This window comes from Flavobacterium sp. ov086, assembly GCF_900187965.1.
GTDB lineage: Bacteria > Bacteroidota > Bacteroidia > Flavobacteriales > Flavobacteriaceae > Flavobacterium.
Genome location: NZ_FZNL01000005.1, coordinates 1 through 12,929, shown reverse-complemented (window position 1 = coordinate 12,929; position 12,929 = coordinate 1). Strand labels below are relative to the sequence as shown.

Sequence of the window (12,929 nt, the reverse complement as noted above, 5' to 3'; positions counted from 1 at the left end):
AAAACAGATCTATAAATCCTGGAAAATCTACATGATATTATATAATAAAATATCGTAGAAAAGAGTCAAATTTGTAATATATTACTAAATATACTGCTATGAAATTTTTTACAATACTTGCAATCTCGATTTTCTTTTTCTCTTGTCAGCAAAAAGAGAACAAAAAAACTTCTGTTTCTACTTCAGATTCAATTATAACAAAGAAAATCAAAGAAGAAAAGAAAGACGATAACCAACAAATTGGCGATACTATATTCCTGAAACTTAAGGACGAAAAAGGTTTATTTGTAGCCAATGGTTCCTTAGATTCAATTCATTCGCGAATATATGTCAAATTTAAAAATGAAAATATAAGCGAATTAAAAGCAAAGATTATCCCTGCTCCAGGCAAAGGAAATATCCGTTTTAATCAAATTATTTTTCCGGATAAATCTTCAGATGGTCCTTTTGGAATGGATTTAAGCATTCATCTAACACAAAAAGGAAATCATATTCTGGTCATTGGACATTCTCTTATGGCTGATAATCCTTATTGGGGTAAATTCAAAGTGGAAGTTGAGAATCAGAATTAGTGATTTGATATGGTATTCTGAATTTGAAAAAATATCCTTGACGGCAAGTCTGCTAATAGGTCTTATCAATGGATTATTACACATTATAAGCTGGATCTTTCTATTGGAAATTATTCCATCGGTTTACATTCTGAATTTTAAAGGCTATTATCTTCAGCTTGTATTCCTGCACAATATTTTTATCATTAGTGCTTTTTCTATAAACTGGCTCATTATGTAATGGTTTTTACATTTATTAAAGCATAATTTTAAACAAATACCACATCATAAAAATAAAGCTGCCTCAATGAGGCAGCTTTATTGCTTTTATTATTCAGGATCAATATCGTGATCCATTTTATTTTGCATCAAACCATAGTTTTGTAGTCAACAGGTCTTTTCCCTGAACTGATATTGCGGCTTGGTAACTTGTTCCGTTCAGTGACTGTTCTGTACCCGGATAAAAGAAACGAGAAGGTATTTTTCCGTCCAGAACCGTAGCGGGACCAGCTGTCAATACCGGATAATCAAGTCTTCTCCACTCTACAAAGGCATCAAGACCTTGTCCGAAGAATGCAATCCATTTTTGAGTACCTATTGATTTAGCATAATTTGTTGCATCGTATTTTACAGTTGCCTGATTAAGATAATTAGCAACAGTTGTTGCATCTGTAATCCCAAATTGATTTAGCGATGCCGTAATCGCACTTTTATAAAGCTGCTCTGCATCTCCTGCAATATACCCACGTGCTACTGCTTCAGAAAGATTGAACAATGTTTCTGAATAAGAAGCTATTACAGCCGGTGATGACGAGGTCAGAAAGTATTTACCCGGTTTTGATGTTTTGGCAAAACCCTGACTATTAGCATCACTATTTGATAATCCGTTAGCACCACCAACATATTTACCCACACTTGCATCAGAAGGTAACTGCGCATAAACCGGTAAACGAGGATCAGACAACTCATATAACTTATCAACCAATGTTTTAGAAATACGGAAATCATCTCGTGTCTCAAACCATGCCGAAGCCGGATTTTGCTGTGGTGAACTCGTGTAAGTAAACTGAAAAGTATCGCTATTGCTGCTCAATACTCCTGCTGCATCTGTTGTGGCGTCAATCGCAGCTTGTTTTGCCAAAGCAGGCTCTTTGTCCGAAATTCTCAATGCAATACGCAAACGAAGCGAATTTACCAGTTTCTTCCATTTTAAAATATCTCCTTTATAAACCAAATCTCCGGTAACAGCACCATTTGCAGTGTTTAATAACGATTGTGCTTTTTTCAAATCTTCAAGTAATCCTGTGTATACTTCTTTTTGAGTATTATATGCCGGTGTTACTTTTAAGCCTGCTTCTTTGTACGGAATACTTCCGTAAGCATCTGTTAGCAATAAAAATGTCCATGAACGCAAAGTCAGTGCGATTCCTTTATAATTTGAATTTGCCTGTTCATTCGGAAAATTCAAAATCGTATTTAAATCGGTAATCAAAGTCGAATATCCTGTATTCCACAAAGAAGTAAATGACGTATTAGAAACATCGTATCTGTCCGGTTCTGTATATTGAATTTTAGCCCAATGCTGCACAAATAACAAAGACGAATTAAAATTATTATCAGAACCCCAATATAAATCTGCGCCCTGTTTTAATGTTCCTGTCAAAAGATACGGTGCCAATGGAGTTTCGGTTGCATTTGGATTTTTATTAATATCATCCAGGGTATCACTGCATGAAGTCAGTGACAATGCAAGTAGTGTTGTATATAATAGCTTTTTTAGCATGATTTCGTGTTTTTAAAATTTAAGATTAACATTGAAGCTATAACTTCTGGTAGTTGGCAAAGCCAAACTCTCTAATCCTTGTGCGTTTCCAGTATTGAAAGCTGTTTCAGGATCAATATTTGGCGCATCTTTATAGATAAAGAAAAGATTACGACCAACAGCAGTGATACTCGCTCCTTCTAATCCAAGTTTTCTAACAAATGATTTATTGAAGTTATAAGCCAATTTTACTTCTCTTAATTTTACAAAAGTTGAACTGTAGATATAAGCTTCACTAATATTGTACGATGCTTTGTAATATTCCTGAGCACTAAGAACAGAGGTATTTGGAGTTCCATCAGCATATACTCCTTTAAAAATCATTCCGTCATCATATACTGCTGCACCACCTGGGGCACTTGCACCTGCCGGAAGCAAAGTTTTTGTAGTGCCTGTATAATAGTAATTTAATCCGCCATTTTCAGCACCACGTCCCGGAAGCGTCTGAGCCAAAACACCTGTGTAATTACCGGTTCTGTTCGTTCCAGAGAAAAGTTCTCCACCTACACTGGCATCAACCAGAAATGAAAATTCAAGATTTTTATACGTTAAAGTGTTTGTAACACCCGCTAAATAATCCGGAGTATAATGTCCTAATACTTTCTTTTGCGGATCAGCTTTTGGCAATCCGTTTGCTCCTACTACAATATTTCCGTTAGCGTCACGCTGATAAGCTGTACCGTAAAGTGCTCCATAAGCCTGTCCCACAGAGGCTAATACATCAACACCACCAGAAGTACCAATTGTATAGTTTTTAATCTGTTTGTCGTAATCCAGAATATCAACCTTGCTTATATTCTTTGAATAATTTACAGCCACATTCCATTTGAAATCTTTAGTTTGAACAGGATTTCCATCCAATTGAATTTCTATACCATGATTGTTTATTTTACCAGCATTTATTAATTGCGAAGTATATCCACTTGCTGCAGTAGTTTTTATCTCTAAAATCTGGTCAAAACTATTGGTGTTATAATAAGCGAAATCAAAATGCAATCTGTTTTTCCAGAAAGAAGCCTCAAGTCCAAGTTCTGTAGAACGTGTTGTTTCTGGCTTCAGGTTCTCATTCAGTTTCTTTTGAGAGGAGGTTTGAATTGGATTTCCGTCAAATGCAGTTTGAAAATTGTAAACTGTAGACAATTGATACGGATCTGCATCATTACCAACTTCAGACCATCCGCCACGTAACTTTAAGAAATCAAGTGTATTACTTTTCAGATTTAAGGCATCAGATAATACTAAACTTCCATTAAATGAAGGATAAAAATAAGAACGGTTATTGCTTGGCAATGTCGATGACCAATCATTACGGGCAGTTACGTTTAAAAAGGCATAATTTCTAAATCCAAATTGTGCCGACGCATATGCACTATATACTCTTAATCTTGATAACGAGTTTGATGACGTTAACGGATCTCTTGAATTCGTCAATGTATATAAATCCGGTACCGCTAAACGTGGTGCTTTTTGATAATTGTTTGCATCACTGTGGTTACGAATATTGAATCCGGCAAGAGCATCCAGACTAAAATCGTCATTCAGTTTTTTGGTATATGTAAAAATACCCTCTGTATTTTGTTCGCTTACCGTATAAGCGTCTTCGGCATACGATCCAAAAGGAGTTCCGTTTGTACCATATCTAATCTCGTACTTTCTGCGATCGTTATAATAATCAACTCCGGTACGGAATTTAAAATTAAGACCTTCGGCAAGTTTTGCATCCAGGTGAATATCTCCAATTAAACGATTACGCTGTTGACTTGTCGTATTGTAATAAGCATTCCAATATGGATTACTATAATAGCTGTTATTCCAGTTAACATTTCTGTTATTTCTAAGCTCGTTAACGTCTACCTGACGTCCAAACCAAAGAAACTGAAGCATTACACCCGCAGCACGGTTACCCGTTGGACCACCCGGCAATGCTGGAGCATCTGTAACAATATAGTTAGCATTTACTCCTACTTTTACATTTTTGGATATTTGATAATTCGTATTAACCGTAAAATTTGTTTTGTTTACTTCGCTGTTAGGTACTATTCCTAATTGTTTTTGATTGTTTACTCCTAAACGGAAATCTGATTTATCATCTGATTTTGCCACCGAAATACTATTATCATAAGTAAGACCAGTATTAAAGAAATTCCTAACATTATCAGGATGAGCCACAAAAGGCACCGCCTGGCCATTTGAATAAAATTGCGGAATAAGGCGTCCGTCTAATCTAGGTCCCCAGCTTTCATCAACTCCATCATTAACTCCGCCACCTTTACCGTCTACAAAGCTAAATTTTCCGTTTGATCCTTGTCCGTAAGAGTTTTGAAAACTTGGCAATGTAGCAACCTGAGAAATTGTTATACCTGAACTAACATTGATACCAAGTCCTTTTTGATTTCTTCCTGATTTTGTAGTAATCAAAACAACACCATGTGCAGCACGAGATCCGTAAAGAGCCGCAGCATTAGGTCCTTTTAATACCGTTAATGATTCAATATCCTGCGGATTTAAATCGGCAATTGCATTTTTGAAATCGCGAGAAGCAGGTGTTCCTCCAACAGTGTTCAACTGCGAATTATCAACCGGAACTCCGTCTACCACAAATAATGGTTGGTTATTTCCCGCGATAGAAGTTTCTCCACGAATTACAATACGCGAAGATCCCATATCTCCCTGAGAATTCGTAATACGAACTCCCGCCAATTTACCGGTAAGACTATTCAAAAAGTTAGTTTCTTTTGTGTCTGATAACTCCTTGCCTTTCAGCGCCTGAGTGGTATATCCTAAAGATTTCTTTTCTTTCGAAATTCCAAGTGCTGTAACGACTACTTCAGATAATGCATTTTGCTCCTGAGTAAGACTAATCACAACCGAATTTTGAGTAACTACGGTTTCTGCTTTTTTATATCCCAGATAACTTACTATTAATGTGTACGGAAATTTTTGTCCGGTTTGGAAATAAAACTTCCCATCTAAATCTGTTGCAACACCATGTGTAGTTCCTTTTATGTTTACCGAAGCACCAATAACAGGCTCTTTTGTAACCGCATCGATTACTGTTCCTTCGAGTCTGGACTGGATTAATGGTTTGGTTTCCTGCGCCTTAATTCCTATGGAAACCAACAAAATACATAGTCCTATAAATCTATTTAATTTTTTTTTCATTACTTTGTTTTAGTTTAATAAATAAGGCAAGCCCAAAACAGATTTACTCTGCTCTCACTTTCCTTATAGAGATGTACAATTTCTTTAAGCTTCACCATTTCTGTTCCCGCAGAAATGGTTCTTTTTTATATGCTATGCATTCGTTTTTTCATTTTTACTTATTTTGGATTATTATTATTTGATTTTGTCTTTGTAAGATTTCAACGCTAAATATTAAAGCGTCCTCTTATTAGAAATTTATATGAATTTGAGATTGGAGAAATTTTAAAAGCGATACATCAGATCAAAACTGCCAAATGGCTTTTACCTGTTCAAACTAAAAATGTATCTGATAGGCTGTTTTTATTGTATTAATTTTAAATTCTACTAATTTGATAGAACAAAAGTATGTTAAAAATTTTAACACAAAAATTTTAATCACTTTTTTTGAAAAAAAAATGTCAATTAAAGTTTTAGTAAAGTTTTAAATTACTAAAAACAAAGCAGTTAATAGTTATCGGTATTTTTTTTGGGTGTAAGAAATTTACCAATTTAGCAAAGAGAAATTGGCGAAATCGAAGGTTTTTAAAACCTGGAAGTAGAAAAAAAAGGGTGTAATAGAAGTAAATAAACTTTTGACTTTACAATAGTTTATTCTGACAGAAAGAGGAATAAAATTGTATTACCTCTTGTAATTTAGAGTTTTGTAATATCTGTATAAATGGTCATAAACAACCAATTCATACATTCTTTGTTTAGAAGTATATTGTCTGTTAAGCATCATGTGAATGTGACTTGACAAAAAATCATGAATCGGAATTTGAATTACAGTTTCAATTTCTAATGCCTTTTTTGCAATCTGATTTTTTTTTGTTTCTAAGATTTCGAAAAAATACGGAAAGTCATTTTTAGATGTTTCCGAAAAATAATGCTCTATTGCTGGTAATAATTCTCTATACTTTTTATCAAGTTCCTTTTTTAATATTTTATCTGCTTCAAATTCTTCTTTAAAAGATGCTTGTAAACTGTGCATTAAGTTTAGTTTGTCTGAAATTGATAAGTTAAAAGCGTTTAAAAAAGAATTTATTGAACAAAAACTGAATAAAAGCGGCATTTCTTTTTCATCAAATGTTTTTTTTAAGGAAAGATATTCGATTATCATTTCGCTATCCTTCCAAAACAAAAATTCTGAATCTTCAATAGTGTTTTTCCCGTATCTTTCCAGTTCTCGTTGATAAGTATCAGTTTGAACTTGCCATGCTAAATTTTCCTGAAGCAAATCATTTATCACTGGATAAAGCATGTTTATTGCTTTTGATAAATTCTTTTTGTCTTCTATTAGAAATCGAATTCTAAAATGAGCATCATTATCATTGTATCGAATAAAGAACCATTTTTGAATGATCTTTCTTTTTTTTAATTGTGAAATAATGGGATAAAATTTTTCAAGTAAAATAAGATCCGTTGTTTGAACTCCGGTATAAATTTTATAATAGAGCCACTCACTTCCTAAACAAAAATTTCTTTGCATTTTTATGACTGTTCTTTATAAAATGATAGTATAAACTGATTACTGAAAATTTCTTCATTACTATTTTTTATGATAGAATTTTCGGCAAATAGAAATTCTTCTAAGATAATTTTACTTCTGTTTTGAGTAGACTTTAAAAATAGCTGAATACCAATTTCTGTTCGGAAATCTAATAATAATGTATTGTCAAAATTAGCCCAATTAACTAAATATGGAATATTTTTGCTTATTCTCCAATTAGAAAATGCTTCAAACAAATCAGCACTGTTTACCGCATTAAAATCTGTCAAATCTTCTTTAGTTATAATCCATTTAGCCTTTGAAAGTATAACTTCTTTATATTCTACTCTTGGAAAATAATTATAATGAGACTCTAAAATCCCCCAATCAAAGTTAAAGATTGGTTTTGTGTTTTGTGCCTGTAAATCACATAAAAAATGATATAGCGGTAACGAGTTATTAGAAAAATTGTGAGCATTTGATAAACAAGGAATAATTTCTTTATTGAGTTTTTTAGAACGAAGTATAATTTTGTCGTTTTTTATGGACACGAACAAATCATTCAAATCAAGTACATTTTCCTTTTCGACCCCTGAATTTGCCAAATAAACGATTTCATTATCCCTTAAAATAGGTCTTCGTAGAATATTTCCTGTTCTGGATTGGGGAATATGAACAATCTCGGCTAAAATTTTATTGTGATGAAAAGCTTCTTCTTTCTGAATAATTTCTTTAGTCAAATTATGAATGTCTGAATTTCCGTTGCAAAATCTGCCTAATAGCTTCGCCGCACTCACATTGCCTGAAGATTCTATGGCTACTTTTTCATCACCATAAATTTCAACTAATGCCGAAAATGTAACAGGAACAGAATCAAAACTAGCGTCAAAATCGGGGAAATCATTTTCGGATAAAGTGATTTTAGTTTGCTTATTTGAAAGACATTCCTGAAGCTTTTTTTCTAAGATAAAATCGTGTGAATTCCAATTTTGATTCACACTTTTTTCTTTCTTTTGTTTAAAAGAGAAGCCCTCTAATAGTTCATGAGAATCATTCATTTCATGATTTATAGGATAGCCTAATCCCGCTTCGGTATCTAAGATATTCATAAGCGGCATTTCTTGCGATTCATACCTTTTGGAGAATTCTCTAACGAAAGTCTTTAGATTCTTAAATTCTTTTTTAGACTGTATTCCATTTAAAAAATAAAGTCCCTGAGTTACTTTTTTTACAATACCCCTATCTAAGTTATTTGATATTGTCGCAGTGTTTAGATCCGTTTGGAAAAGATATTTTTCATCATAATCAAATCCTTCGTTATCGATACTTTTTTTGATCTTTTGGTATTGATTTGGTGTTGGAATTAAAGAATAATCGAGATCTAAAATCTGTTTATTAATGTTTTTGAGAAATTGATATTCTCTTTTTAAATCGGGAATATTCTTTAAAATCGATAAGATTCTGTCAAATTCATTATTGCCGGTTACAACAGCATCTAATTCGCTTACCAGAAATTGAAATTTTATAAGTTGATGGATAAAGTTTGTAGCTTCTTCTTTTTCAGAATCATTGTCAGCCAAAAATGAAATCATATCAGCAACAGGTAATCCTGATTTTGTTTTCAGCATTATTTCGGTTAATATATCCGATTTTCGTAATGCCGAAATAGTATGTTCTCGTTGTGTCTTAATATATTTGTATTCTATATATCTATAGAAATCACCAAATTCATAAATAGAAGAATTAGGAAAATATCTTAAATGAGAAATTGCAGCTTCTCGTTTAGCGATATTTTGCAATAAAACCACCCAGAATTGCATATCAAACTGAGTAAACCGTTTAAAATTGACAGAATCTTCTAGAATAATTTCCGTTTCAGTAGTTATTCTCCCCATTGAACAACCTGCAAACAGACCAAATGGCGTACATCTAGAGGACATTCTAGCCAAGTATTTTAGAAATGTAATTTCTAACTTTTTTGCTTTTTCATCAGATAAATTGGAAGCATCACTTAGCCATTTATCCAGTTCTTTTATCAAATCAGGAGAAGCCAGCTTAATAGCTTCTTTGATTAAAGGATTTTGATAAAGTTTTTTTGCTTTTTCTATTGAATAATTTTCGACCGTATTAAGATATGATGTTACTGGTAATAAAGGAGTTCTTAATACATAGGAAGAAAAAGACGTAATCTTGAAATTTGATATCATCTTTTCTTTTTACTGACCTTATCGGCAAGTTGCATTGCATTATAGACATTCAATACTTTTCCTGATTTCGATAATTCCGAAAAAGGAACTTTTTTATTCTCTGTTCCAGGTACTATAACTTGCAAATCATAAGATGTTCCTGAATCCATAATGATTTGTTTAACCTGTGCGGCAGTAAGATTTGGATAATAAAGCCAAATTAACGCTGCAGTTCCGGAAACCATTGGTACGGACATTGAGGTGCCTGAATCAAATTTGTATGTATTACCCGCAGCAGTCGAATATATATCATCACCCGGAGCAAATAAATCAACATTTTGTTTGCCATAATTAGAAAAATCACATACAAAGGTACTGTCCAGCTTTCGGGTAACAGCCCCTACTACCATAAAATTAGAACAAAATTCTTTATGGTCATCAAAATTAGTATCTGTTGTATAATAGGTTACCTTATCAATATCATCTCCTTCATTACCTGCACTGCGAATTAATAATACATTGTGCTCTTCAGCATACTTAATTGCTTCTTTGACCCATTCAGGATGTAATGAAAACTGTTTACTAAAAGACATATTAATGACTTTTGCTCCATTGTCTACAGCATAACGTATAGCCATAGTTATATCCTTGTCATGCTCATCTCCTGAGGGAGAAATATTCAAAGGCATGATCTTAACATTTTGAACAATTCCTTTTATACCGATATTGTTTTCTCTATTAGCACCAATAACTCCTGCCATTTTTGTACAATGATCCTGAATAGGTCTGTGTCCTGCTTTATTATTGCTAACATTATTATTACCATAGCCTTTTTCTAACACATTAGGATTGTCTCCTATTAGCAAACGCTCGTTGTAATCAATATTCAGATTTTTATTTACAATAGAATCAAGCTGAGTTTGCTTATCTACTACATCTTCTAATGTATATTGATCCATATCTAAATTGGCCATCATACTACCGATTAATGCTCCTAGATCTTTATCATTATCATTGCGTCTTTGCCAAAATTCTTTATCATTAATTTTATACTTTTTATAGAGACTATCTAATTGTTTATAGGTATAATCTTCTTTTGGAAAAAAATATTTTAACGTATCTTTTGCTATAGGATAAAGTGCCGCTTTATAATTCAAGGATTTAAACCATCTTTTATAATATGGCTCTTTTTCTTCAAACTTTTTTAAAGCTCTTTGATATTCGTTATACTTATATAGGTCTTTAGGATCTATTTGAGCTTCTGTTTTATCTTTAAATAATGGTCCCCATTTTTGAATAATACGAACATATTCATACCTGTTCCATACTACATACCCCCCGCTTTTAGTTCCGGTGAAACTCCAACCGTTTACATCATCTACATAGCCATTATGGTCATCATCTACACCATTATTTGGGATTTCTTTGTTGTTTGTCCAAAGTTGTCCTTGTAGATCTTCATGATTTATATCAATCTGAGTGTCAATAACTGCTACAATGATACTTTTGCTTTTGGGTGTTTTTTTATTTAAACGATACCACTTGTCTAATGAAATACCGGGAATACTATCTTCTTCATAATCTTTTTGATACCAAGTTTGTAACTCTAAAGTTGTTAACTGTTTTTTGAATATATTGTTTTTAGAATAATTACCCGATTCTATAGTTGATTTACAACTTATTAAAAGGAAAAAAAACAAAATAATTATATAAAAAAATTTAATCATAAAGAATATTGGTTTTATTTTTTCACAAAGATTGATAAACCTCAAAAATACTATTTATGGCATTCAACACTTGAATCTTTTTTTTGTTTATGATCATTCGTATCCGCTGGATCATCATTAACAGGACCAGTACTTCCTCCTCCTACAATTGAATGCAAACTTTTTAATTTGGCTATTTCAAATCTTTCAATACCAAATTTACCAGCTTCTTTTTTTTCGTTTTTCGTTTTCATCTTAAATTGATTTTTTTGTTTATTATTATCATTACAAATATATAGTCCTTACGTTATCGAACTAACAAATAATTTTCTTTACTTGTCGGAATTCAGGAATTTCGAGTTTATATTTTCAATCAAAACATTGTTTATCATGAATTTACAGCCAAATCTAATTCTTTAATGAAATAGGTTGGTTTTATACCTGTTTTTTTATAAAAGGCAGTCGAAAAAGATTCAGCATTGTTGAAACCAAATTCTAATGCAAGAGCCTGAACCGTATATTTTCTTAATTTATTGTTTTCTTGCAATTGTTTAATAGCATGCTCGATTCTTAATGCATTAATATATTGTATAAATGATTTTCCTTTATATACATTCACTATTTTAGAAACATATTTACTATTGGTATCAAATGTTGATGATAATATTTGTACGGTAAGATTCGAGTCCAGATATCCTTTTTCTTTTTCAAAACGGCTGAGTTTTTCCAAAATCTGATCTATTAGTTCCTCCCCAATACCTATTTCTTCAATTTTTGGAGTGTCAATTTTTGTTACATTTTCAGTATTAAATTCCTCCTTTTTATTGGCTTTTGCTTCTTCTATTATTTTTTCAAATCTTGATCTGTATCTTTTTTTAGTTTTGTATTGATGTATTGCAAAAACTCCTATTCCAATTATCGCTAAAAATGAAAACCCTAATCCCCAATAGGTTTTAATTTTATCATTATTAAGAGAAGTAATAAGACTTTCTTTATCCGAAATTAAACGCGGAGTATCATATTCTTTATATACCAACTTATTTAGTTCCCGATAATTTTTCTGTAGGGTACTGTCTATAATCATATACTTAGATATGTATTTTAATTGATTTTCTTTATCTCCTAAGTTTTTAAAATAAGTAATCAAATAGGGATATCCATCTACAAACTCGATAGTTATTTCCTTCGTAATTTTATAAATAGAATCTACTCGTATAAAATTCTCAGCCGCTTTTGCTTTTTTTCCTAACCCCTCATACGATTTTCCTAAATAATAATAACCAGCCAATAAATTGCCCGTATTATCATATTCAATCATTTTAGGTAATACTTTATTAATACTGTCCAGCGCTACTTTGTAATTCTTTTTAAGCACTTGGTTTGCGCCTTCATTTAAGACAAAAAGATATTTATATTCGTCATTCTTTGTTGCTTTAGATTCTTTATATCCCAGTATGTTATAATAGGAAGTTGAATCTCTATTCTGTAAAGATTTATAACAATCTGCTATTCCAAAAATGATACTTTGATAATCTTCTGAATATTTTGAACTTCTTACGTCTTTGCTTTTATAATATCGATAACATTCTTTATAAATATCTAATGCTTCATTGTATTCTCCCAAATCTTCAGATTTGGTAATCCCAATATATTCTCTTACTTTATAATAATAGTCAATATTAGTTTGCAGTGCTACCTTTTCTGCCAGATTATAATTGGTCATGGCTTCTTTAAACTTAAACTGGTATTTGAGAAAATTGCCTTTTTCACAATAAGCAGCAGCGGGGAAAAATTTATCATTTGTTCCTTTCGAGTATTTTATAACACTGTCAAGATATTGAATCGCTTTATTCTCATCAGATTTATAATAAAACAAGGCAATTTGATAATTAGCTTTAGCTTTCCTTATGTTATTATTTTCTCTTATTGCCTTAGTCATATAGGCATTTGTATATAGTATTTGTTTCTTTTGATTACCAACATTATCAAAAT

The 12,929-nt window shown here is 32.0% G+C and carries 8 protein-coding genes; 1 reads left to right on the top strand and 7 read right to left on the bottom strand.

The window, feature by feature from the left end; all coding sequences use genetic code 11:
* Positions 1–98: 98 nt before the first annotated feature.
* On the top strand, positions 99–572 hold the full coding sequence (locus CHB81_RS07180; protein WP_089351221.1) for a hypothetical protein: 474 nt from the start codon (positions 99–101) through the stop codon (positions 570–572).
* Positions 573–909: 337 nt separating this feature from the next.
* Here CHB81_RS07180 and CHB81_RS07175 read toward each other — a convergent pair whose 3' ends face one another.
* The 7 genes from CHB81_RS07175 to CHB81_RS07145 all read right to left on the bottom strand — a co-directional run.
* Positions 910–2,334, bottom strand: coding sequence for a SusD/RagB family nutrient-binding outer membrane lipoprotein (locus CHB81_RS07175; RefSeq protein WP_089351220.1), 1,425 nt, complete (start codon positions 2,332–2,334; stop codon positions 910–912).
* Positions 2,335–2,346: 12 nt separating this feature from the next.
* Complete coding sequence (locus CHB81_RS07170; RefSeq protein ID WP_089351219.1) at positions 2,347–5,535, bottom strand: SusC/RagA family TonB-linked outer membrane protein; 3,189 nt, start codon at positions 5,533–5,535, stop codon at positions 2,347–2,349.
* 661 nt (positions 5,536–6,196) lie between these two features.
* Positions 6,197–7,045 carry a thiopeptide-type bacteriocin biosynthesis protein gene (locus CHB81_RS07165; RefSeq protein WP_089351218.1) on the bottom strand — a complete coding sequence of 283 codons (849 nt, stop codon included), beginning with the start codon at positions 7,043–7,045 and terminating at the stop codon, positions 6,197–6,199.
* A 2-nt stretch (positions 7,046–7,047) separates the two neighbouring features.
* A complete protein-coding gene (locus tag CHB81_RS07160) occupies positions 7,048–9,252 on the bottom strand; it encodes a lantibiotic dehydratase family protein (RefSeq protein WP_089351217.1) in 2,205 nt (734 codons plus the stop codon).
* On the bottom strand, positions 9,249–10,958 hold the full coding sequence (locus CHB81_RS07155; protein ID WP_089351216.1) for a S8 family peptidase: 1,710 nt from the start codon (positions 10,956–10,958) through the stop codon (positions 9,249–9,251). Before CHB81_RS07155 ends, CHB81_RS07160 begins: the two co-directional genes overlap by 4 nt.
* A 50-nt stretch (positions 10,959–11,008) precedes the next feature.
* Entirely contained in the window at positions 11,009–11,191 is a 183-nt protein-coding gene (locus CHB81_RS07150; RefSeq protein WP_089351215.1) for a hypothetical protein, read from the bottom strand.
* Between the two features lie 134 nt (positions 11,192–11,325).
* Positions 11,326–12,929, bottom strand: a 1,604-nt coding sequence (locus CHB81_RS07145) for an AraC family transcriptional regulator (protein ID WP_089351214.1), incomplete at its 5' end; no start/stop codon positions are given.

What these genes read in the sequence shown, in the direction of transcription:
- CHB81_RS07180 (WP_089351221.1), top strand. Translation starts at nt 99, where the DNA reads ATGAAATTTTTTACAATACTTGCAATCTCGATTTTCTTTTTCTCTTGT.
- CHB81_RS07175 (WP_089351220.1), bottom strand. Translation starts at nt 2,334, where the DNA reads ATGCTAAAAAAGCTATTATATACAACACTACTTGCATTGTCACTGACT.
- CHB81_RS07170 (WP_089351219.1), bottom strand. Translation starts at nt 5,535, where the DNA reads ATGAAAAAAAAATTAAATAGATTTATAGGACTATGTATTTTGTTGGTT.
- CHB81_RS07165 (WP_089351218.1), bottom strand. Translation starts at nt 7,045, where the DNA reads ATGCAAAGAAATTTTTGTTTAGGAAGTGAGTGGCTCTATTATAAAATT.
- CHB81_RS07160 (WP_089351217.1), bottom strand. Translation starts at nt 9,252, where the DNA reads ATGATATCAAATTTCAAGATTACGTCTTTTTCTTCCTATGTATTAAGA.
- CHB81_RS07155 (WP_089351216.1), bottom strand. Translation starts at nt 10,958, where the DNA reads ATGATTAAATTTTTTTATATAATTATTTTGTTTTTTTTCCTTTTAATA.
- CHB81_RS07150 (WP_089351215.1), bottom strand. Translation starts at nt 11,191, where the DNA reads ATGAAAACGAAAAACGAAAAAAAAGAAGCTGGTAAATTTGGTATTGAA.